This is a genomic window from Xenorhabdus kozodoii (assembly GCF_002632875.1).
Taxonomy (GTDB): domain Bacteria; phylum Pseudomonadota; class Gammaproteobacteria; order Enterobacterales; family Enterobacteriaceae; genus Xenorhabdus; species Xenorhabdus kozodoii.
Genome location: NZ_NJCX01000015.1, coordinates 57,303 through 79,068, shown reverse-complemented (window position 1 = coordinate 79,068; position 21,766 = coordinate 57,303). Strand labels below are relative to the sequence as shown.

At 40.2% G+C, this 21,766-nt stretch carries 22 protein-coding genes and 1 pseudogene; 15 read left to right on the top strand and 8 right to left on the bottom strand.

Annotated features, from left to right (window positions below; all coding sequences use genetic code 11):
- Positions 1-34: 34 nt before the first annotated feature.
- Positions 35-472, bottom strand: coding sequence for a DUF805 domain-containing protein (locus Xkoz_RS11605; RefSeq protein ID WP_099142316.1), 438 nt, complete (start codon positions 470-472; stop codon positions 35-37).
- Between the two features lie 70 nt (positions 473-542).
- Here Xkoz_RS11605 and Xkoz_RS11600 point away from each other — a divergent pair, with 70 nt between their 5' ends.
- Positions 543-1,151 carry a DUF1454 family protein gene (locus tag Xkoz_RS11600; protein WP_244183462.1) on the top strand — a complete coding sequence of 203 codons (609 nt, stop codon included), beginning with the start codon at positions 543-545 and terminating at the stop codon, positions 1,149-1,151.
- 144 nt (positions 1,152-1,295) lie between these two features.
- Positions 1,296-2,063, top strand: a complete 768-nt coding sequence (tpiA, locus tag Xkoz_RS11595; protein WP_099142315.1) for a triose-phosphate isomerase — start codon at positions 1,296-1,298, stop codon at positions 2,061-2,063.
- Positions 2,064-2,154: 91 nt separating this feature from the next.
- Here tpiA and Xkoz_RS11590 read toward each other — a convergent pair whose 3' ends face one another.
- From Xkoz_RS11590 to Xkoz_RS11575, 4 genes are all read right to left on the bottom strand, one after another.
- Complete coding sequence (locus Xkoz_RS11590) at positions 2,155-3,132, bottom strand: sulfate ABC transporter substrate-binding protein (protein ID WP_422646056.1); 978 nt, start codon at positions 3,130-3,132, stop codon at positions 2,155-2,157.
- 284 nt (positions 3,133-3,416) lie between these two features.
- Positions 3,417-4,394, bottom strand: a complete 978-nt coding sequence (pfkA, locus tag Xkoz_RS11585; protein ID WP_099142313.1) for a 6-phosphofructokinase — start codon at positions 4,392-4,394, stop codon at positions 3,417-3,419.
- A 192-nt stretch (positions 4,395-4,586) separates the two neighbouring features.
- On the bottom strand, positions 4,587-5,486 hold the full coding sequence (gene fieF / locus Xkoz_RS11580) for a CDF family cation-efflux transporter FieF (RefSeq protein WP_099142312.1): 900 nt from the start codon (positions 5,484-5,486) through the stop codon (positions 4,587-4,589).
- A 31-nt stretch (positions 5,487-5,517) separates the two neighbouring features.
- Positions 5,518-6,462, bottom strand: coding sequence for a phosphatidate cytidylyltransferase (locus Xkoz_RS11575; protein WP_099142311.1), 945 nt, complete (start codon positions 6,460-6,462; stop codon positions 5,518-5,520).
- A gap of 93 nt (positions 6,463-6,555) precedes the next feature.
- Between Xkoz_RS11575 and rfaL the strand changes: the two genes are divergently transcribed.
- A complete protein-coding gene (gene rfaL, locus Xkoz_RS11570; RefSeq protein WP_099142310.1) occupies positions 6,556-7,821 on the top strand; it encodes an O-antigen ligase RfaL in 1,266 nt (421 codons plus the stop codon).
- Positions 7,822-7,883: 62 nt separating this feature from the next.
- Here the strand turns inward: rfaL and Xkoz_RS11565 are convergent, their stop codons facing one another.
- Both Xkoz_RS11565 and Xkoz_RS11560 read right to left on the bottom strand, forming a co-directional pair.
- Entirely contained in the window at positions 7,884-9,023 is a 1,140-nt protein-coding gene (locus Xkoz_RS11565; RefSeq protein WP_167386583.1) for a glycosyltransferase, read from the bottom strand.
- Between the two features lie 166 nt (positions 9,024-9,189).
- The gene (locus Xkoz_RS11560) at positions 9,190-9,690 is read right to left on the bottom strand and encodes a Spy/CpxP family protein refolding chaperone (protein WP_099142308.1); all 501 of its coding nucleotides are present in this window, start codon (positions 9,688-9,690) and stop codon (positions 9,190-9,192) included.
- Between the two features lie 152 nt (positions 9,691-9,842).
- Between Xkoz_RS11560 and cpxR the strand changes: the two genes are divergently transcribed.
- From cpxR to Xkoz_RS11515, 9 genes are all read left to right on the top strand, one after another.
- A complete protein-coding gene (gene cpxR, locus Xkoz_RS11555; protein WP_099142307.1) occupies positions 9,843-10,535 on the top strand; it encodes an envelope stress response regulator transcription factor CpxR in 693 nt (230 codons plus the stop codon).
- A complete protein-coding gene (gene cpxA / locus Xkoz_RS11550) occupies positions 10,532-11,908 on the top strand; it encodes an envelope stress sensor histidine kinase CpxA (RefSeq protein WP_099142306.1) in 1,377 nt (458 codons plus the stop codon). Before cpxR ends, cpxA begins: the two co-directional genes overlap by 4 nt.
- 380 nt (positions 11,909-12,288) lie before the next feature.
- A complete protein-coding gene (locus tag Xkoz_RS11545) occupies positions 12,289-13,599 on the top strand; it encodes a nucleotide sugar dehydrogenase (protein ID WP_099142305.1) in 1,311 nt (436 codons plus the stop codon).
- A gap of 13 nt (positions 13,600-13,612) precedes the next feature.
- On the top strand, positions 13,613-14,662 hold the full coding sequence (locus tag Xkoz_RS11540; protein ID WP_099142304.1) for a Gfo/Idh/MocA family protein: 1,050 nt from the start codon (positions 13,613-13,615) through the stop codon (positions 14,660-14,662).
- A 15-nt stretch (positions 14,663-14,677) separates the two neighbouring features.
- Positions 14,678-15,268 (top strand): acyltransferase, encoded by a 591-nt coding sequence (locus Xkoz_RS11535; protein ID WP_099142303.1) that lies wholly within the window; start codon positions 14,678-14,680, stop codon positions 15,266-15,268.
- A 17-nt stretch (positions 15,269-15,285) separates the two neighbouring features.
- The gene (locus tag Xkoz_RS11530; protein WP_099142302.1) at positions 15,286-16,368 is read left to right on the top strand and encodes a DegT/DnrJ/EryC1/StrS family aminotransferase; all 1,083 of its coding nucleotides are present in this window, start codon (positions 15,286-15,288) and stop codon (positions 16,366-16,368) included.
- A complete protein-coding gene (locus Xkoz_RS11525; RefSeq protein WP_099142301.1) occupies positions 16,361-17,569 on the top strand; it encodes an MATE family efflux transporter in 1,209 nt (402 codons plus the stop codon). The genes Xkoz_RS11530 and Xkoz_RS11525 overlap by 8 nt, the downstream gene beginning before the upstream one ends.
- Positions 17,566-18,897 (top strand): O-antigen polymerase, encoded by a 1,332-nt coding sequence (locus Xkoz_RS11520; protein WP_099142300.1) that lies wholly within the window; start codon positions 17,566-17,568, stop codon positions 18,895-18,897. The genes Xkoz_RS11525 and Xkoz_RS11520 overlap by 4 nt, the downstream gene beginning before the upstream one ends.
- The gene (locus Xkoz_RS11515; protein WP_099142299.1) at positions 18,894-20,108 is read left to right on the top strand and encodes a glycosyltransferase; all 1,215 of its coding nucleotides are present in this window, start codon (positions 18,894-18,896) and stop codon (positions 20,106-20,108) included. Before Xkoz_RS11520 ends, Xkoz_RS11515 begins: the two co-directional genes overlap by 4 nt.
- A 236-nt stretch (positions 20,109-20,344) precedes the next feature.
- Here the strand turns inward: Xkoz_RS11515 and Xkoz_RS23025 are convergent.
- Positions 20,345-20,572, bottom strand: a pseudogene (locus Xkoz_RS23025) (IS1 family transposase); the annotation flags it as partial.
- A gap of 151 nt (positions 20,573-20,723) precedes the next feature.
- Between Xkoz_RS23025 and Xkoz_RS23020 the strand changes: the two are divergent.
- The 3 genes from Xkoz_RS23020 (at position 20,724) to Xkoz_RS11500 (ending at position 21,714) form a co-directional block, all read left to right on the top strand.
- On the top strand, positions 20,724-20,888 hold the full coding sequence (locus tag Xkoz_RS23020; protein ID WP_244183461.1) for a hypothetical protein: 165 nt from the start codon (positions 20,724-20,726) through the stop codon (positions 20,886-20,888).
- A 72-nt stretch (positions 20,889-20,960) separates the two neighbouring features.
- Positions 20,961-21,302 carry a hypothetical protein gene (locus Xkoz_RS23015; RefSeq protein ID WP_244183460.1) on the top strand — a complete coding sequence of 114 codons (342 nt, stop codon included), beginning with the start codon at positions 20,961-20,963 and terminating at the stop codon, positions 21,300-21,302.
- Positions 21,235-21,714, top strand: a complete 480-nt coding sequence (locus tag Xkoz_RS11500; RefSeq protein ID WP_099142298.1) for an IS630 family transposase — start codon at positions 21,235-21,237, stop codon at positions 21,712-21,714. The genes Xkoz_RS23015 and Xkoz_RS11500 overlap by 68 nt, the downstream gene beginning before the upstream one ends.
- Positions 21,715-21,766 lie beyond the last annotated feature (52 nt).

The following is a 21,766-nucleotide window of genomic DNA, read 5'->3' as shown; positions in this document are numbered from 1 at the left end:
TCAGGGTGGAGACCACGTCAACTTATTTGCGTTTTTAAGCCGGCTCCTTGGCAGAAATGTAGTCAACGGTTTCTGCCATCTCACCAAAGCGATTAGCACCTTCCGTACCCCGAAAAACGCCACAATCCATTATCATCATGACAAAAATCAGGGTTGGCACAAAACGACCAATTCCCCATTGCCATATTGGCGCCATTGCGCTCCAGTCCAGGGACAGCAATATCCAGGCCAATGCCAATAACAATGCCCAGCCACCACGTTTATTCCGGTCATGCAGTCGCTTCGAAAAAATCGCCGCAGTGGGATACAATAGCAAAGCCACACCGACCGCCGCATAATCCATAGGGAGGAGATTCATTCCATGCAGTGTCAGGAGTATAAAGATCAAGGCGAAACAGATGCCTATGCCGATCCAAAACTCTCGCCTGCCAATTCGGCCTTTGAATGAGAATCCCCATTGTTGTAATGTCATGTACTCTTTTCCAATTGTGGGTGCTGTTTTTCCCGGATTAAACTCAGTGAGTAATAAGATGAAAACAGGCATGAATAAACTTCTGGTGACAATATTAATCGTTTTTGGCATCGGTTTGCCATTAGCAGTCTCTGCCGATGCGCCTTCAGTCACAGCGGAAATCAACTCACCATTAATGTACCTGTTGCCGGATTCCCCAACTTTCGAAGACACCATCCCTGTCTTTCGGGAAAAATACAACAAAAAACACGCGGACATCCCCCTGTACGAATACAGGGTGGTTGCCAGCAAAGATATTTCTCAACCTTTTATCCGTGCCGCCAGTAAAATCAATGACAAAATCTACTCCTCAGCGGTGCTGGAACGCGGTAGCGAAAAGATTAAAAGCCTGCAAATTACCCTGCTGCCATCACAAAGTGAACGAGAAAACGGACAAAACCGCGCCTTGGCAAAACAATACATAGCCGCCCTGATCAACCAATTCGAGCCTACCCTTTCCCTTGGGCAAGCCCAGACCCAATTGGAAAGGCTTTTACGGGTAGCGGAAAACCGTCCGGCTTTTAGCCAAAAAATGGGAGCAGTACGCTATATCATCGTAAACAGCAGCGAAAATATAATGACCTTCGCAATTGAACCGATTAAGCTATCGTTATCTGACACATCAGCAAATGAAAATTAGTGACGCAGCGCAGAGCTATTCGCACTGATGATCTTTATACTGTCGGGATTCCGCTTACAGGGAATGACATCACCATCATGTCATTCAAAGAAAGAATATTCATTCAGTTCGCAATTTGATTATTTTCTGGTTGGAGGGAAAAATATGCGACATCCATTAGTTATGGGTAACTGGAAATTAAATGGCAGTACCCACATGGTTAACGACCTGATTGCAGGCCTGCGTAACGAATTGAGCAACATTGACGGCTGTGACGTCGCTATCGCACCACCAACAGTTTATGTTTCTCTGGCAAAAAATGCCCTGGCAGGTAGCCGTATCGCCTTGGGCGCACAGGATGTTGGCGTCAACCTTTCTGGCGCTTTCACTGGCGAAACCTCCGCTGACATGCTGAAAGACGTCGGTGCAAAATATATCATCATCGGTCACTCTGAACGCCGCACTTACCATAAAGAGAGCGACGAATTCATCGCGCAGAAATTTGCCATCCTGAAAGAGCAAGGCCTGATCCCGGTTCTGTGCATTGGCGAAACCGAACAAGAAAATGAAGCCGGCCAGACCGAAGTTGTCTGCGCACGACAAATCGATGCCGTGCTGAACACACTGGGCGTCGCAGCATTTAAAGATACGGTTATTGCTTACGAGCCTGTTTGGGCAATCGGTACAGGCAAATCCGCAACGCCTGCCCAGGCTCAGGCCGTTCATAAATTTATCCGTGACCATATCGCAAAACAAGATGCCGCTATCGCTGAACAGGTCATTATTCAATATGGCGGCTCAGTTAACGCTAGCAATGCAGCAGAGCTGTTCACCCAGCCGGATATCGACGGTGCGCTAGTCGGTGGTGCATCACTGAAAGCCGATGCGTTTGCCGTGATCGTCAAAGCCGCAGCAGAAGCAAAAAAAGCGTAATTTCTTAACAAAAACCGCCACAAGGCATTATTTGTGGCGGTTTTTTTCACTTAATCTGAACCATTTCACCTATGCCAAATCGGTTCCATGATTAACGCCGGATAATATCGTCAAAAGTCCCACCGGTGGCGAAATGCATTTTCTGGGCGCTATCCCAGCCACCAAAAACCGCATCAATCGTAAAAAGTTTTAAATCAGGAAAAATAGCGCGGTATTTTTCTGCGATGGCTTTATCGCGAGGGCGATAATAGTTTTTGGCGGCAATGTCCTGACCCACCGGAGAATAAAGATATTTCAGGTATTCGGTTGCCAGCTCGCGCGTTCCGCGTTTATCAACCACCTTGTCAACAACAGAAACCGTCGGCTCTGCCAGAATAGACATGCTTGGCGTCACAATTTCAAACTTCCCCTTGCCCAACGCATTGATTGCCAGCAAGGCTTCGTTTTCCCAGGCAATCAAAACATCGCCAATCCCACGCTCCACAAACGTGTTCGTTGCTCCGCGAGCGCCAGAATCCAGCACTTCAACATTTTTATAGAGTTCCCTCACAAACGCTTTAGCTTTAGCCTGATCTTGATTGTTATGTGCTAAACCATATCCCCAGGCAGCCAGATAATTCCAGCGTGCCCCACCGGACGTTTTCGGATTCGGCGTCACAACCGCAACATCCGGGCGGATCAAGTCCGACCAATCTCGGATCTGTTTCGGGTTTCCTTTTCTCACCAAAAAGACAATGGTGGAGGTATAAGGGGCGGAATTATCCGGCAGGCGCTGGATCCAATGCTTGTCAATACGTCCACGCTCTGCAATGGCATTGACATCATAAGCCAGTGCCAGCGTCACCACATCCGCCTGTAGGCCATTAATTACGGAAGTTGCCTGCTTGCCTGAACCGCCATGTGATTGACGGATTTTTACCTCTTCCCCTGTTTTGTTATGCCAGTATTTGCTGAATGCCTCATTATATTGCTGGTAAAGTTCACGGGTCGGATCATAGGAGACATTCAATAATTGCAACTCTTTTGCCCATGCACTGTTGAACACCAGTGTCATCGCCAAGACCACCAAAAATAACGTCGCCACAAGATATTCTCTTGAGGGCGTCCGTTTTAAGTCTGTATTCACACCCTTTGCATTCATGATCACGATAACAATTCCCCTAAGCTATTATGTTTTCTCCATAAAAGCTGACAGAAAGCATCATAATGCAGAAATAATTTTAACTTTCTGCTTATGCATAAGAAGAATTTGACATCCTCTAAAGGACGGGGATATAAGGCGCACCGGATAAGGGGTGAAACAGCCACATGATATGGCTGTTTCCAAAAGAGGATTTTGCCGCAACGAAAGGATTAATAGAGTTTCTTGGCCGTTTCCAGCCACTCTTTTTTAAAGACGCGCTGCATATTTTGCACGGCATCAATGATATCGTGATGAACAAGTTTCTCGTTCTGGATACCGACACAACGACCACCATAGCCCTCCAGCAAGAGCTGGACAGAATATGCCCCCATGCGGGAAGCAAGAATACGGTCATAAGCGACCGGTGCACCACCACGCTGGATATGGCCTAATACCGTCGCGCGGGTTTCATGGCGGGTTTCCGCCTCAATATATCTCGCCAGTTCAGCGACATCACAGACATGCTCAGTAATCGCAACAATGGCGTGACGCTTGCCTTTTTGAATGCCGACCTTAATCTCAGCCAGCAGCTCTTCACGATCGAACGGAATTTCATTTTCAGGCAGGACAATAAATTCACATCCACCGGCGATTGCCGCCGATAAAGTCAAATCGCCACAATAACGTCCCATCACTTCAACAATCGAAATTCGTTTGTGGGAAGTTGATGTATCGCGCAAACGGTCAATCGCTTCCACCACGGTTTCCAGCGCCGTGAAATAACCAATGGTGTAATCTGTGCCCGCGACGTCATTGTCAATGGTTCCAGGCAAACCAATACAAGGGAATCCCGCTTCGGTCAGCTTTTTCGCCCCCAAATACGATCCGTCTCCGCCAATCACCACCAACGCATCAATCCCATTTTTACGCATGTTTTCAATGGCCGTTTCCCGAACTTTATCATCCCTGAACTCAGGGAAACGGGCTGACCCCAAAAACGTACCGCCGCGGTTAATCATGTCGGAAACACTAAAGCGATCCAGCTTCTTCATGCGGTTTTCATACAACCCCAGATAGCCATCATAAATGCCGTAAACTTCCAACCCTTCGGTTAAAGCGGCACGAACAACACCACGAATAGCGGCGTTCATGCCAGGCGCATCACCGCCACTCGTTAAGACTCCGATTCTTTTAATCTTGTTGATCATGATGACCTCTGACTTGTCGATATAATATTTGCCAATCTGCTGACGGAAAAATTAACAGCAATTTTGCGTAACCTGATTGTCATTGCATTAGCTGAATTGATTCAACTCTATCTATAATACGGAAAAACACCCAGTCTGCATCAAGATTATGTCTGTTTTTTGATGCCCTTTTGATTATGAATAAATTCCGCTTCAATCCCAGCAGTTTTTATGCTCTTTTGGCACCGTGGAGCTGGGATCTTGGTGAATAATAATATCGGCATCTGGAAACCTATCCCGCAATTTATTTTCAACGCCTTCGGCCAAAGCATGTGCCTGCACCAAGGGCAAATGATCATCTATCTCAAGATGAAACTGGATAAAACGAGTCGGGCCTGATTGACGGGTTCTCAGCTCATGCCCACCCGCTATACCCGGATAATTTTGGATGATCGCAATAATCTCCTGCCGCTCTTCATCCGGCAAGGCACGATCAAGTAAGGACTGTACGGCATCATAGCCCATCCGTAACGCACTATAGAGGATATAGACGCCAATACCCAAGGCAAAGAGGGCATCCGCGCGTTTAAAACCATACAGGCTCAAAAGCAATGCCACCAAAATTGCCCCATTCATCAACAAGTCGGACTTATAATGCAGCATATCCGCACGGATAGCCTGACTTTGGGTTTTGCTGATCACCCATTTCTGGAATGCCACTAAACACAACGAGGAAATCAAGGCAACGACGATCACCCCTATGCCTATCGCCGCATGTTCCAGTGGATTGGGGGAATACAGATGCCGAAAGCCCGTCAAAAACAGGAAAATTGCCGAGCCGGAAATAAACATGCTTTGCGCCAACGCCGCCAGCGATTCGGCTTTACCATGCCCAAAAGTATGCTCTTTATCCGCAGGTTGAAGTGAATAACGCACCACAAAAAAATTCGTCAGGGACGCGGCCAAATCGACCAATGAATCCACCAGCGCCGCCAATAAACTCACCGACCCCGTCAACCACCAGGCTACTATTTTCACAACCAATAGCACACTGGCCAGAACCGTTGCCGCTAACGCGGCGGCGCTGACCCATCGACCATAATTTATACTCATTGACGACCACCTATCGGTTATTCAGCCATTCTCAGGTATAAAAATAGCGCGTTAGATGGAAAAATATAGGGGCAGCGAAGCAAAGTGAGTCGATTCGATCCAACATTCCACCGTGACCTTCAATGATGCCACCAAAGTCCTTCACCCCACTGTCCCGTTTAATCGCCGACATACATAACCCGCCAATAAACCCCATCAGGGTGATTGCCAGCGACATCAGCCCCGCTTCCCGCGGGGAGAAAGGCGTTACCCAAAACAGCGACATGCCCAACAATACAGACACCAAAATTCCGCCAACAAACCCCTCAACCGTTTTATTCGGACTGAGCTTCGGCACAATCGGTCGTTTGCCCCATAATTTCCCGAATACGTACTGCAAAACATCGGACATTTGTACCACGATCATCAGGAACAACAATAATTTGATATTTTGGTTCTCATATTCAGGGATCTCCAGCATCAACAGCGCTGGCGCATGGCTGATGGCAAATACCGTTACCAACATCCCCCACTGGATTTTGGCCGTTCGCGCCAAAAAATGGGTAGTATCCCCGACTAAAGCGATTCGAGCCGGTAAGAACAGGAACACATAGACAGGAATGAAAACCGCGAATAACCCATACCATTGCATACCCACCAAAAGATACTGCGCCGGTATAAAAACGAAGAAACACCAAAACAGCGCTTCATGATCACTGCGGCGAGTCGGCGTTAGCGTAATAAATTCACGCAAGGCAAAAAATGACATCACGGCAAACAAAATCACCGAGCCAACAAGCCCTACGACAATGGCTAACACACAGATGACACATATCATCCACCAGCCGCGGATCCGGGCATTCAGGTTATCGATAGTGGCATTGCGCCTTTCCCCCGAATACCATAAGGCCAAAATACCCCCAATCACACTGGCAATAACCAATATCCCGAATATCCCTGCCAACAACAGCATCAGATCATGATCGATATTTGTCATAGTACTCATTCCCCTGATATCCATGTTGGATATTTTGCTCCCTTTTATACCACGTTATAACAGCGTATTTTTATTCGTGCCTGTCTGGTGAAAATGGTACAAAATACCAGCCAGAAATCCATTTCCCATTCTGGTAAGGTCATGTTTAAAGAAACCGTAAAAACTCATTTATCTTGGGGCACTTTTTTTGTCGGGGGTTACATCGCGCTTGTCTATGTAACCGGCGTCACACGCTATAAAAACCTCTTTTTTGCATTGATGGCGTTAACTGCACTCTACTTTTTGATCAAAAACCCCAAAGGATGCCTCTCGGCATTAAAGAACAACATCGTACTGGCGTTGGGCATATTAACTTTGGCTTATCTCTATTCGATTGTTATTTCACCGGATCCCAAGCTCAGTTTCAGTGAAATAAAAACCCCTTTTTTCAGGGATGTCGTTCTCTCCAGCCTCATCATTACATTAGCGTTAAGTCATACGGATACACTTAAAATCCAGAAAATGATTATTGGCTCATTCCTGTTTGGCTTGTCATTCATTACGCTGAAAGAAATGTACCTGTTCTATCTGGATTATCAGAACAATATCATGCCATTCACCAACTATAACCACCGTAACATATCAGATGGCATTATTTTCTTCTTCCCCGCACTCGTTGCCCTTTGGCATTTTCAAAAACCCCAACATTATGTTCGCTTAACGCTGACAACGTTACTTATCTTAGCCGTACTCTTTATCTTGCTGGGAACCCTTGCCAGGGGGGCTTGGCTTGCCGTTTTTGTGATGTTTTTCATGATGATCATCATGAACAAAAACTGGAAAACGCTTATTGCCAGTATCGTTTTTATCTGCGCAGCCGTATTTGCTGTCAAATCTGACTACCTTGGTCAGCAGTCAACGTTAACCTATAAATTGGAACAAACAGATAGCAGTCACCGATATGGTAATGGCATACAAGGTTCAGCACTTACCTTAATTCTGGAAAACCCAATCAAGGGCTATGGGGCAAGTAACAAAATCTATGACCAAATTTACAACGATAATGTGAAAAATTATCCTGCCTGGACATTTAAAACCTCCCTTGGACCCCATAATATTTTCCTGACAATTTGGTTTTCTGCCGGCATATTTGGCCTGGGGGCTTTTTTATTTTTAGTTATCTCTTATCTGAAACAATCAGCCCAAGAGTGGAACACGAGTATCGGCTGCTATAAGCAAGCGGGGCTAATTTTATTTATCTCTTTCTTTGGCTATTTTATTGTCAGAGGGAATTTTGAAAGTGTTCATTTGAATATTTTAGGAATTTATCTTGGTTTGCTCATAACGCTGTGTCAGCAAAGATGGAATAAAACAATATAGGAATTTAAACGCTAATGATTACAGGCTATTCCAAAAATGAATAGCCTGTAAAATCAATCCCATTAAAACCACTCAGACAACACAGTCGTTAGAGACTCATTTACCGTATGCCAATCGTAGTTTGTGAGAGCCATTTCTTTACCCTTTTCAGTAATATCGTGTAATCGACTATCTGACAGCGTATCTAAAATATCTTGGGCAATACTCTCTGGAGATAATGGCTCTTGCAGTAAGAAACCGGTATTGTTGGGCACCACAAACTCTTTGATCCCCCCTCTTGGACTCGCCAAAACAGGTGTACCTCTCGCCATTGACTCCAATGCAACCATACAAAATGGCTCCTCCCACAATGAAGGAACAACCGTTAAATCGGCAAGTGAATAAACCTGATGCATATTGGCAGGCGGAATATTTCCTGCCAAGACACAACACCCTGTCATCTCCAACGCTTTATCAACGACTTTTTTACGGTAAACCTCACGCTCGCCTTTTGTACTTTTTGTGTATTCTCCGATCAAAAGCAGTGTGATTTGCGTATCCTTTTTGTGCAATAAGGATACAGCTTCCATTAACTCAAGCACTCCTTTTCTCTCATCTAATCGCCCAGCATACAAAATGACTTTTGCCGTATTTTTGAGACCAAAGCGTTCCCTTTTCCAGCAACTTTGTTGCATATAAAGCATCTTATCAATGCCATTTGGCACCACTTTAATGTTCTCTAATTTTGCTTCATTACGAAAAAAATTCGCCAGAAAATGACTTGGAGTAATAAGTTTTGTCCCAGCGCCCAAAGTAGCGACGTTATGCTTATTATGCAGGTGAAGTACCATCTGTTCTTCAGGATAATACTGCTTAATCTCGTTATACAGTGAAACGGAGTTTTGAATAATCAAAATAGGTTTGTCATGGGGCTGGTTTTGGCTACAGGAAACTGTGTCTACTACCCTTTTGGCATAAGGATAAGGATCTAATCGCGACCATTTCCTGAAAAAACGTTTATATATTGCACTAATATATATTCTGTGAATGGTGGCATAATCACTGATTTTCTCTACCGTTTTTTCTGTTTTTTCTCCCTTACAAATAATTAAATTATTAGCCTGACTGATTTTGGCTACGTTATAGATCCACCACTCGACTGCGGCTGCATAGTTTGGCGGAATAGAATGAAATTCAGGAGCAACAAAAACAAATTTTTTCATGAGAAAACAATCAACAGAAATCATTTATCGGATTAGATAAAAAAAGGCCTGTTTATGCAAGTAAACTTATAGACAAAAAAAAGCCCCTCGAAGGGGCTGAAAGACAGGGATGGTGTCTATGGCAAGGAAAATCGTTATTGGTGCCACGGTGTAGCAAAAAATCCGTTCACTTTTCGAACTTCACGTTCATGGGGTTTAACCGATTTTTTAATAGCGCTTTCTGCTCTGGCGTTAACAGTTGATAAACCTGATGACTCATGCGCGCAATTTCGACACTCAGAGCAACATTCTTTTCAGCTATTCTTTCAATCTGCGAGCGAACCTCAGCTTCATTAAAATCTTCTGCTGTCAAAAGCGCATTCAACTTTCGATGTTCAGCTCGCATATCAACCAGCGGCTGCTCATACTGATGCTGCTGTTTGACTAAATTCCACATTTCTTCACGTTGCTGTTCAGTTAACGCTATCCCACCGAAGATATAACTATAGTTATATTGACTATCCTGGCGATGATTAAAATTCCTCTTATAGCCATATGACATACAATATGGATGCGGGGAGGAAGAACTAACCTCAGGAACATGATCCGTACCAGCAGTTTTAGCTAAAGCTTCCGTTGTTCCGAGAACAAACATTGACGCTAAAGCCAATATTGCTATGTTACGCATTAAATTTCCTCGCTTTCTCGAACAGCAGCATTCGATTCAGTGCGGATAACTATAACCTTGCGGCTGCAAACTAGCGTCAGAGCATGTAAAAGAACGTAAAGTCATGGAATAGCGAAGTTTGTTATCGTATTTTGCTCTTGGAGGAAGAATTAATGCATAAAATCTTATTAGTTGATGATGACCGCGAACTGACATCGCTATTAAAAGAATTGCTGGAGATGGAAGGATTCAATGTTGTGATCGCCTACGATGGCGAACAGGCTTTACAATATATCGATTCTTCAATTGACCTATTGTTGCTGGACATCATGATGCCGCGTAAGAACGGCATTGAGACGCTGAAAGAGCTGCGGCAATACCACCAGACCCCCGTCATCATGTTAACGGCGCGTGGTAGCGATTTAGACCGTGTTTTGGGATTAGAGCTGGGAGCCGATGACTATCTCCCCAAACCTTTTAACGATCGTGAACTGGTCGCGCGCATACGTGCCATTTTACGCCGTTCCAACTGGAGTGAACAACAAGCGGATATTGGAACACCGATACTGGAGATCGATCAACTGCAACTCAACCCTGGCCGTCAGGAAGCCAGCTTTGATGGGATGATTTTGGATCTCACTGGCACAGAGTTCACCTTACTTTATTTATTAGCACAGCATTTAGGGCAAGTCGTTTCCCGTGAACATTTAAGCCAAGAAGTCTTGGGGAAACGCTTAACGCCTTTTGATCGGGCGATTGATATGCATATCTCGAATCTACGCCGTAAATTACCCAACAGAACGGATGGGCTACCGTGGTTTAAGACATTACGCGGCCGTGGATACTTAATGGTTTCGGCAAAATGATCAATAGCTTGACGGCCCGTATATTCGCCATTTTTTGGTTCACGCTCGCGCTTGTCCTGATGATCGCCTTAATGGCGCCCAAACTGGACTCACGGCAGTTAACGCCGCTTTTGGACACTGAATATCAGTTGGGGAAAAAACTGGCAAAACAAATCGAAGAAGAATTAATGAACGACTCTGGGAATGACCTATTCTGGTGGTTACGTCTGGATCGCGCGGTTGCCATGTGGACACCACCTGGCCAACGCCTGATCCTCGTCTCCAGTGAAGGGCTTATCAGTGACATTCATACTCCCCCACATCAACAACAAGTTATCCGCAATTTTATCGGCCAATCCGATAACGCAGATCACCCTAAAAAGAAAAAATATGGCCGTTCGGAAATACTCGGCCCCTTTTCTGTTCGCGATGGCGAGGATCATTACCACCTCTACATCATCAGGCCGGCGGGTAGTCCACAATCAGACTTTATTAATTTGATGTTTGACCGACCCTTTTTACTGCCCGCGGCCACCATGTTAATTAGCGCCCCATTACTCTTGTGGCTCTCCTGGAGCCTGGCAAAACCGGCTCGTAAATTAAAAAACGCGGCCGATGACGTTGCGAAAGGAAACTTACGGCAACACCCTGAGTTGGAATCCGGTCCACAAGAGTTTTTAGCGACCGGCAGTAGTTTCAACCAGATGATTAGCGCACTGGAAAGGATGGTCACCGCCCAACAACGGCTGATTTCCGATATCTCCCATGAACTGCGCACCCCCCTTACCCGCTTACAATTGGCGACCGCCTTACTACGCCGTCGCCACGGAGAAAGCAAGGAGCTGGCCCGCATCGAAACAGAGACCCAACGTTTAGATGGCATGATTAATGACCTGCTGGTACTTTCCCGCAATCAGCATAAGAACGAGTTATTGCGCGAAAATATCAAAGCTCACGATATCTGGTCTGACATTCTGGAGAATGCCAAATTCGAAGCGGAACAGATGAGCAAAACACTGGATATCCCCTCCCCACCCGGAAACTGGATAATTTACTGCAACCCCGCCACACTCGGCAGCGCACTGGAGAACATCGTCCGCAACGCACTACGTTATTCCAGCAACCATATTGCCGTAGCATTTAAGGCCGATAATCAAGGCGTAACGATCACCGTTGATGATGACGGACCAGGCGTCACCCCAGAAGATCGGGAACATATCTTCCGACCGTTTTACCGGACAGATGAGGCAAGGGACAGAGAGTCCGGCGGAACCGGATTGGGATTGGCGATAGTTGAAACGGCGGTGAGTCAACACCGAGGATGGGTGAAAGCAGAAGATAGCCCGCTAGGGGGATTACGGCTGGTGATTTGGCTGCCATTGCATGGAAGATAAGTAGCTTTCGCCTTGCAATCTAGCGAGTTACAAACTGTAACAATGATTAAGAAAAAAGGCTATTATACTTGACCTCAAAGCGTCGAGGGACTAATCTCGTCGCTGCTTAACACAAATCGTTGATATGTTAGTTTTTGTTAAGTGAAAAATTCCTTTTATATTAAAAGGATAAGTGAAATTGTTACATATGACAGGCACTCTGGGAGCCGTAACCTAGTGCGGTAGCTTTGATGCAGTTTTAATCTTGTTCAAAAATTCAATCGTCACTCCACTTTCCTGTTATCTCTTTCAAATTAGTGCTCATATGAGCTAAAAAAACGCTCTTAGTCTAAGAACATTTTTTTAGCTTAATTTTATATGGTATATCAAAGGCCTATAACATGTCATTTCTGAATCAATTAATTAACAAGTTTAATAATAAAAATGCAAATATAGCTATTGTTGGATTAGGGTATGTTGGACTACCTTTAATGCTGCGATACAATGATATTGGTATTAAAGTTATCGGTTTTGATATAGATAAAAACAAAACGGATAAGTTAAATCAAGGACTAAGCTATATTGAGCATATTTCTCCCTATAAAATTCAAAAAGCCATTGAAACTGGTTTTGAAGCAACAACGGACTTTTCAAGAATTTCCGAGTGTGATGCAATTATTCTCTGTGTACCAACACCATTAAATAAATACAGAGAGCCAGATATGAGTTTCGTCATAAATACAACAGATATGGTGAAACCATTCTTAAGACAAGGTCAGGTACTTTCTCTAGAAAGCACAACTTATCCGGGAACAACTGAAGAAGAACTCTTACCAAGAGTAGAAGAGAACGGTTTAAAAGTTGGCGAAGATATATTTCTTGTCTATTCACCAGAACGCGAAGATCCTGGTAATCCAGATTTCGAAACTAGAACAATCCCAAAAGTCATTGGTGGACATACAGAAAACTGCCTAAGAGCGGGTATTGCCGTTTATCAACCTGCTATTGACCAAGTCGTTCCCGTTAGCTCCACAAAAGCGGCTGAAATGACTAAGTTGCTTGAGAATATACATAGAGCCGTTAATATAGGCCTAGTCAATGAAATGAAACTCGTTGCAGACAAAATGGGCATTGATATACATGAAGTCATCAGAGCAGCTGCAACAAAACCATTTGGCTTTGTGCCTTACTATCCAGGACCAGGATTAGGTGGTCATTGTATCCCTATCGATCCCTTCTATTTAACATGGAAAGCCAGAGAGTATGGTATCAACACTCGTTTTATCGAACTTTCTGGTGAAGTTAATTCATCAATGCCTGATTATGTTGTTACTAAGACAGTCTTAGCGCTGAATAAAACTAACAAATCCATTAATGGAAGTCGTGTACTCGTATTAGGAATTGCATATAAGAAAAATGTTGATGATATGAGGGAAAGTCCATCAGTCCATATAATGGAAAAATTAAGGGATTTAGGTGCATTAGTAGAGTATTCAGATCCACACGTTCCTTCTTTTCCTAAAATGCGTGAACATCACTTTGACTTAACGAGTCAGGCTATAACTGAAAATAATTTAAAAGAATTCGATTGTATTATTTTAGCAACAGACCACGATCAATTTGATTATAATTTAATAATTAACAATGCAAAATTAATTGTTGATACTCGTGGGAAATATTCTCCTGAAAATAATAATGTAACAAAAGCTTAATTTGGGATAAAATATGTTTAATATTATTACAGATAGAAAAATAAAATTTGCATTAGTTGGATGTGGAAGAATCTCTAAAAATCATTTTAACTCTTTAGATGCACATAAAAATAATGCCGAGTTAGTTGCTGTGTGTGATACAGACCCTGTCGCTCTCAATACCGCTATGGAAAAAACAGGCGCTAACGGATTTAATAACCTCCATGATATGCTGGATAACATTTCGGCTGATATTATCATCCTAACTACACCTTCAGGACTCCACCCTGAACAAGCCATTGCTTGTCTAGAAAAAGGTTTCCATGTAGTTACTGAAAAACCCATGGCCACTCGTTTTTCTGACGGGGAGCAAATGGTTAAAGCTGCTGACAAAGCAGGCAAACGCTTGTTCGTAGTCAAACAAAATCGCTTAAACGCAACTCTCCAATTACTAAAACGTGCGGTAGAAGAAAAGCGTTTTGGCCAAATCAATATGGTTCATCTCAATGTATTTTGGACACGTCCTCAAGATTACTACGATCAAGCAGCATGGCGTGGTACATGGGAATTTGATGGCGGTGCATTTATGAATCAGGCTAGTCATTATATTGATTTATTAGAATGGCTCATTGGTCCAGTCAAAGATATTCAAGCAATGATGTCTACACACTTAAACATTGAAGCTGAAGATACAGGTGTACTAAATATTAGGTGGAGAAACGGTGCATTAGGCTCAGTAGCTGTTACTATGTGTACTTATCCTAAAAATCTGGAAGGCTCTATAACTATATTAGGGGAAAAAGGAAGTGTTAGAGTTGGAGGTTTAGCCGTTAACGAAATTCAAGAGTGGAATTTTGCTGACGAAAAAGATTATGACCAACAAGTAAAAAATGCCAATTACGAAACAACTTCAGTATACGGTTTTGGACATCCATTATATTATAAAAATGTTATCGATGTAATGAGAGGAGAAGCAGAGCCAATAACTGATGGACGGGAAGGATTAAAATCTCTTGAATTACTAATCGCCGCTTATCTTGCTGCCAGAGATAACAAAACAGTATCTTTGCCTCTAGTGTACTAATTAAGACAATTTATTATGTCAACTATAGAAAATATCATGATCCATTCAAGTGCAATTGTTGATGATGGCGCCAGAATTGGCAAAAACAGCCGTGTCTGGCATTTTACGCATGTTTGTTCTGGAGCTGAAATCGGAGAAAGTTGCTCTTTAGGACAAAATGTATTTATCGGAAATAAAGTAATTATTGGTAACCACTGCAAAATACAAAACAATGTATCTATCTATGATAACGTTTATTTAGAAGATGGTGTTTTTTGTGGCCCAAGTATGGTTTTTACTAATGTCTATAATCCCCGTTCTTTCATCGAAAGAAAAAATGAATATAAAAATACTTTAGTAAAAAAAGGGGCAACCTTAGGAGCCAACTGTACAATAGTTTGTGGAACAACAATTGGTTCTTATGCTTTTATTGGTGCAGGAGCTGTTGTCAACAAAGATGTTCCTGATTATGCGTTGATGGTTGGGGTACCCGCAAAACAAATAGGTTGGATGAGTGAATTTGGTGAACAGTTAGATCTGCCATTGCATGGCAAAGCCACTACAACATGTCCCTATACAAAGCATGTCTATCAATTAGATGGTAATAGTGTAAAAAGAATAAAATAATACAGGAAGAATGTATAATGCAATTCACAGATCTAGCAGCACAACAACTGAAAATTAAAGATAAAATAGACGAAAATATTCAAAAAGTTTTAACACATGGAAAATATATTCTAGGTCCAGAAGTTTCAGAGTTAGAAGAAAAACTCGTGGAATATACTGGAGCAAAATATTGCATCACATGTGCAAATGGAACCGATGCATTGCAAATCGCCCTAATGGCTATTGGTATCAAACCCGGCGATGAAGTTATTACTCCTGGTTTTACTTATATTGCCACTGCTGAAACAGTTGCTCTCTTAGGCGGCATTCCTGTATATGTTGATGTAAAGCCAACAACTTATAATTTAGATCCTGCACTATTAGAAGCCGCTATAACTCCAAGAACTAAAGCGATTATCCCTGTTTCTTTATATGGTCAATGTGCTGATTTTGACGAAATAAATGAAATAGCAGAAAAACATAATATTACTGTTATAGAAGATGCCGCTCAAAGTTTTGGAGCAGCCTATAAAGGCAAACGCTCTTGCAACTTAACAACCATTGCATGCACAAGCTTCTTCCCAAGTAAACCACTAGGATGCTACGGTGATGGTGGTGCTATTTTTACAAGCGATGAAGAATTAGCAAAAGTTATTCGTCAAATTGCTCGTCATGGACAAAATAGAAGATACCATCATATAAGAGTTGGTGTTAATAGTCGTTTAGATACATTACAAGCGGCTATTTTGCTACCGAAACTCGAAATATTTGATGAAGAGATGGAGTTGCGACAAATTGTTGCTAAAAACTACGATAAGGCTTTAAACGAAACTGGGATTATGACAACTCCGTATATAGAGCCATATAATATATCAGCATATGCCCAATATACTATTCGAGTTAAAGAACGCGATAAATTACAAGTTAAATTAAAAGAAAAAGGCATTCCTACTGCCGTACATTATCCTCTTCCATTAAATAAACAACCTGCAGTTTCTAGTGATATAATTCTTCCTATTGGAGATCAAATTTCACAAGAAGTTATTAGTCTACCTATGCATCCTTATTTATCCCTTACAGAAATTTTTATGATAGGAAAAAATATAAAAAGGTATGATTAAAAAAATATCATCATCAATAGCAATACAGTCTTTAGGAACTATATCATTATTACTCGTAACCTTATTTATAACAAAAGAATATGGGATTCAGACACAAGGTGAATTTGCAGTCATTAAATCTTGGGTTGATTTGCTAGTGGTCATATTTTGCTTCGGCTTGCCTCAAAGTTTTATTTATGGGATTAATGCATTAGGAATTAATCCTTATAAGCTTAAGATATTCAGTATTTATTATCCTTTTTTAGTTTTTCCATTAGTATTTATCACAACATATTTATGGTTCAATAAATCAAATCAATTATATTATTTACATTCAACAATATTTTTAAGCGCAGGAATTTGTTTTCTCATAGGTCATAGTCTTGTAAGAGGAATTTTTCTTACTATTAACGATAGTAAATTATTTTCACTGATCACAGCAATACCTTCAATTTTGTTATTTTCCACCATATTAATTTCATATAAAATTAATTTTTTTTCTTTTCATATCTCTTATTTATTGTCGGGACTACTATCATTTATATTAATAATAATTCTAGTGAAAAAAATAAACATAAAATCAAAAGACACTGTTCCATGGAGGATACTTATAAAAAATGGTAACCATGTTTTATTGCAGAGTATTTCATCTGGATTAATTCCTGTAATTACATACTGGTTAATGAATAAATATGGGATGAATAATAAAGATATAGGGGGATTTAATTTATCTGTATATTCATACCAAATATTTTCTCTACCATTTTCCATGATAGCTCCTATTTTTGTTAATCAATGGTCAAAACAAAACAATATAAATATTATAAAAAAAAACGTAATGAAATTATTAAAAGTATCGCTCTGTATACTATTAATTAGCTCTCTTACGGCTATATTCTTATTACCAATGATAATAGAAAAAATATTAGATAACAATTTCCTATTCATAATACAAAGCTCACGAATACTTCTTTTTTCCGCTACCCCGTTATTCATAAGCACTGTACTGGCCGGATTCTTAATATCAAAAGGATTTTTTTCTTATAATATGAAAGGCTATACATTAAAAACAATTTTTGTAATTGTTACTCTCATCATTCTTTTTGAATTTAAGTCGGTATCACTACAATCCATATCTCTCAGTTGGATATTAGGTGATCTAATATTAATGCTTATATTGTATTATAAATCAGTTGAGATATTTAGGAGCAACGCTCAGTGATATTAATTAACTACATCTTTTTTGCCGCCTCAGCAATATTAATATTTATAATAGATAAACTGACAATTAAGAGAGTATGGTTTGATCCTTTATATATTTTCCTTATCTTAATGATCATGTATGTTAGTCCATTAAATATAAGATATATATTTAATTTACCGATCTCTGGTAATGTTACATATATGTTTTACGATATTGAAGATATATTCCCTTATTCTATAATGTTAACAACTATTTCTTTATGGATCTTCTATTTTTTTTACAGAATATCTAAACCTATGTTTATAACAAAAAAGTTAATAAATTTAGGATTAAAACTAGATTCCTTAAATTTACCACTAAATATAACGGGGAAAATTTTCGTAATACTGGGATTTGCCATTTTCTTAATTATATCAAACAACAATGGTGGAATAAGTTCAATTCTACTAGAAGGATATGGTGTTACTAAAATTTTTGCTAATAATCCAACCTTAGAAATCTCACTATCTATAGCATATGTAGGAAGTTTTTTCTTATTATCCTCCGGGAGAAAAAAAACCTCAATAATAATATTTATAATCATAATGACTATGAATATTATTTTAGGACGACGCTCTCAACTAATTATTTTAGGAATGACCTATGCAATATTTTATTTTATAAGATTTAGATTTATTTCATTTAAAAAAATACTACCCTTTGTATTAATTTCATTTATTTTATTAAATATATTAGGATACATCAGAAATTCTAATTATAAAAATTATCAAGACTTATATGAGAGATCTATTGCTAGATTAGAACAGACGAATCATGATTCATCATCAATGTATTATACATTAACAGATGGGCAATTCGTTGTACCTTTTGAAACACTACCAGTTTTAATGAATAAACTAGAGACTAATGATTATTATTATGGAAGTTCTCTTCTAGACACTATCATTCAATGGATTCCAAGATCTATTTTTCCATCAAAAAGTTATGGTTTATCAAACTGGTATTATCGGACTTTTTATGATCAAAATGCATCACCTAATATAGGAAGACAATTTTTCTTCCTTTCAGAAGGATTTATTAACTTCGGCATTGTAGGAATTTTTATTTGGGCGGGATTTTGGGGATTCTTCTGGAAGAATATATCTTCTTTAATTAAATATTCACAATCAACTTTAACAAGTTTTATTTTCTCTATATATGTATCATCAATGATTGTACTATTATCCGGAGATTCAGTTTCACTCTTCGTAGCAACACCAAAGTCATCAATAATCTGGTTATTCTTAGGTTATATCATTGCTATAGTGATAAAGTATATAAAAAAGGAACTATCAGGACTATCATGAAATCTATTTTTTTTATCACATCCTCCTATCCTTTTGGAAATGGGGAAAGTTTCATTACATCAGAAATAGAGGATTTATCTGATAATTATAATGTTCATGTTATTCCAACTTATCCACGAGGTAACTTAAAGAACAATCAAGAAAAAAAAACAAATAAAAACATATTCTATATTTATTCACCATTATTAACTACAGAGTATTTTTTCTCCACTATTTTATTTACAATAAAACATCCTATTATTTTATGGAATTTATTACGATTATGTCTTGTAAAAAATTATAAACATAGCATTAGGAATCTTGTTCTTATTCCAAAATCAATATTCCTTTACAAGAAAATCAAAAAAATCAATCCATGCTTTATTTATTCACACTGGATATCAGCTCCCACTCAATTAGCTATGATGTTAAATTTTCTATCAAAAGTACCATATGGAGCTACAGGACATAGATGGGATGTTGTTGATAATAACAATTTTGTAAATAAATTTAAAAATGCGGCGTTTATTAGACTTATTTCAAAAAAGTCACAACAATTGCTTCATTCCAATATATCAAAAAAATATAATGATAAAATTAAAACAATCTATATAGGTGTCGATGTAGGTAACAACTCTAATATTAGCATCCCCTTTATTAAATCACGTACAAGAGGTGTTTGCGTAGCAAACTTCATTCCAGTGAAAGGGCATCGTTATTTATTTAATGCCATATCTCTGTTAAAGAGAAAAAATAATATTGTTCATATAGATATAATTGGTGATGGTGAGTTAAAGAAAGATCTCTTGAAATTAGCTAAAGATTTAAATATAGAACAACAACTTCACTTTAAAGGACAACTAACTCATAATTGTGTGCAAAAATTACTAAATAGTGGTATATATCAGTTTTGTTGTTTACCTAGTCTGGATTTAGGTAATGGAGTGCATGAAGGAATACCAGTGTCATTGATGGAAGCAATGAGTAAAGGAATTCCGTGTATATCAACTACTACCGGATCTATTATTGAACTAATCCATGATGGCTATAATGGTATTTTAGTTAAACCTGCAGATAGTGAAGCATTAGCTAATGGGATTATCGCACTAATACAAGATAAAGATTTGAGAAACAAAATTAGTGAAAATGGCGTTAAAACAATTAATTATTTATTTAATCGAAAAAACAACAACAATAAGATATTAAATCTTATTAACAAGCATAGATTTTAATTATAATAATGGTCACGTATTCAATACGTTGTTCTGCCTTAAATATAGTGTTCTCCTCTTTCAATAAAAGTCCCGATAACTTTCTCATGCATCTCAGGGGATTTGTAGCCGAGTGTTTTACCCGACATTCCGCACCGCATTCGTAATTTATTGTTTTAATTAAAAATCAATATTAGCGTGAATTTTGCTCAATCATTTTAAAATCAGTATATTACAGATATAGCTGCGGAATGACGGCTGATATGTAATGCATGGGCAGTATCACGAATACCTGAGTTGTTCATGGCAAAATCAACAAATTATTCTTTAATTCCTGCTTTGTATGCTCGATAAACGTACTCAAGTTGAAAGGTTCGTTTGCAGGAGAAACAACGATAGCGTTGATGTCCCGCATCGCCTTTACCGTGTTTTTTGACAAATTCTGTTTGTTGACAAAATCGACATATTCCTTCAACCGTCACCATTTAATTTCTCCGAAAAAATGGAGATTTTACACAACAATCAACATATTGAATACGTGACCGAATTTTCGGAACTATACTAAGTTAATCAATGAAATTATCTGCACTTTTGTTATAGTAGGTAATACAATAAACTGACTTACCGCGTCCACTCATGAAATCCAAAATAATCCTTTCTGAGCCTGAACGGATCACGTTGCAACAACTCGCCCTGAATCATCAGCATCGGGACATCCGTACGAGAGGAACCGGTTTGCTCATGCTTGCCAGAGGGTTAAAACCGCGCCAAATCGCCATTGAGACAGGATGCAATTTATAACTGGGTTCACACCTGGCATGACTTCGGGATCGCGGGTCTGTTGGGGGTCATGCTGGCGGCCGGTATCTCGCCATGACGCCTGAAATGATCGCAACCGCGGTTGAAATCGCCTGTTCCGAGTCCCTGACGCTGGCCCGGATAGCTCAGGGGGTTGAGGAAAAGCACGGTCCTCTGCCATGCACGCTTGAAACGCAGGCAAAGACACTGAAAAAACTGGGGCTCACCTATAAACGCGCCCGTCTGTCGTTAAAAAAACGCGATGAAACGGAATTCGCTAAAAAATCCGCCTTGCTGGATAATCTTAAGGCCGGTGCACGGTCAGGCCGCTACCGTCTGGTCTATTTTGATGAAGCCGGTTTTTGCCGCCTCTCCACCGGTGCAATATGGGTGGAGTCCACGGGGCAAACCCCATGAGACTGAGCCTCAACACCATGACAGACGGTCAGTTCTGGGGGCGTTAAATTACACGGACAACACGCTGTTTTACCAGACAATGTCAGGCAGTATCACGCGAGAGGATATGGTTGATTTTTTAGAGCAAGTTGCCAAACAAGGGGACAACCGTCTGACATTTTTAGTGCTCGATAATGCCCGTATCCACCATGGGATCGAGGAAAAAATCAGACATCGCTGGTTACAGGAGCATAATCTGCTTTTACTTTATCTTCCGGCTTACAGCCCAGAGCTGAATCTGATTGAAATCGTCTGGAAACAAGCCAAATATCACTGGCGACGTTTTATCACCTGGACTCCGGACACAATGGAGTATGAGCTAGATACTCTATTGGACGGTTATGGCGAACGATTTGTAATTAATTTTTCTTGAGCACTTAAAATAGTTATAAATCGGCATGAAAGAGAAAATTTTTGATATGGAG

Coding starts and splice junctions, on each gene's coding strand:
- pfkA (WP_099142313.1), bottom strand. CDS start 4,394: ATGATCAACAAGATTAAAAGAATCGGAGTCTTAACGAGTGGCGGTGAT.
- Xkoz_RS11605 (WP_099142316.1), bottom strand. CDS start 472: ATGACATTACAACAATGGGGATTCTCATTCAAAGGCCGAATTGGCAGG.
- Xkoz_RS11560 (WP_099142308.1), bottom strand. CDS start 9,690: ATGCGTAACATAGCAATATTGGCTTTAGCGTCAATGTTTGTTCTCGGA.
- Xkoz_RS11565 (WP_167386583.1), bottom strand. CDS start 9,023: ATGAAAAAATTTGTTTTTGTTGCTCCTGAATTTCATTCTATTCCGCCA.
- tpiA (WP_099142315.1), top strand. CDS start 1,296: ATGCGACATCCATTAGTTATGGGTAACTGGAAATTAAATGGCAGTACC.
- cpxR (WP_099142307.1), top strand. CDS start 9,843: ATGCATAAAATCTTATTAGTTGATGATGACCGCGAACTGACATCGCTA.
- Xkoz_RS11600 (WP_244183462.1), top strand. CDS start 543: ATGAATAAACTTCTGGTGACAATATTAATCGTTTTTGGCATCGGTTTG.
- fieF (WP_099142312.1), bottom strand. CDS start 5,486: ATGAGTATAAATTATGGTCGATGGGTCAGCGCCGCCGCGTTAGCGGCA.
- Xkoz_RS11525 (WP_099142301.1), top strand. CDS start 16,361: ATGATTAAAAAAATATCATCATCAATAGCAATACAGTCTTTAGGAACT.
- Xkoz_RS23020 (WP_244183461.1), top strand. CDS start 20,724: ATGAAATCCAAAATAATCCTTTCTGAGCCTGAACGGATCACGTTGCAA.
- Xkoz_RS23015 (WP_244183460.1), top strand. CDS start 20,961: ATGACGCCTGAAATGATCGCAACCGCGGTTGAAATCGCCTGTTCCGAG.
- Xkoz_RS11540 (WP_099142304.1), top strand. CDS start 13,613: ATGTTTAATATTATTACAGATAGAAAAATAAAATTTGCATTAGTTGGA.
- Xkoz_RS11500 (WP_099142298.1), top strand. CDS start 21,235: ATGAAGCCGGTTTTTGCCGCCTCTCCACCGGTGCAATATGGGTGGAGT.
- Xkoz_RS11515 (WP_099142299.1), top strand. CDS start 18,894: ATGAAATCTATTTTTTTTATCACATCCTCCTATCCTTTTGGAAATGGG.
- Xkoz_RS11545 (WP_099142305.1), top strand. CDS start 12,289: ATGTCATTTCTGAATCAATTAATTAACAAGTTTAATAATAAAAATGCA.
- cpxA (WP_099142306.1), top strand. CDS start 10,532: ATGATCAATAGCTTGACGGCCCGTATATTCGCCATTTTTTGGTTCACG.
- rfaL (WP_099142310.1), top strand. CDS start 6,556: ATGGTACAAAATACCAGCCAGAAATCCATTTCCCATTCTGGTAAGGTC.
- Xkoz_RS11530 (WP_099142302.1), top strand. CDS start 15,286: ATGCAATTCACAGATCTAGCAGCACAACAACTGAAAATTAAAGATAAA.
- Xkoz_RS11535 (WP_099142303.1), top strand. CDS start 14,678: ATGTCAACTATAGAAAATATCATGATCCATTCAAGTGCAATTGTTGAT.
- Xkoz_RS11575 (WP_099142311.1), bottom strand. CDS start 6,462: ATGACAAATATCGATCATGATCTGATGCTGTTGTTGGCAGGGATATTC.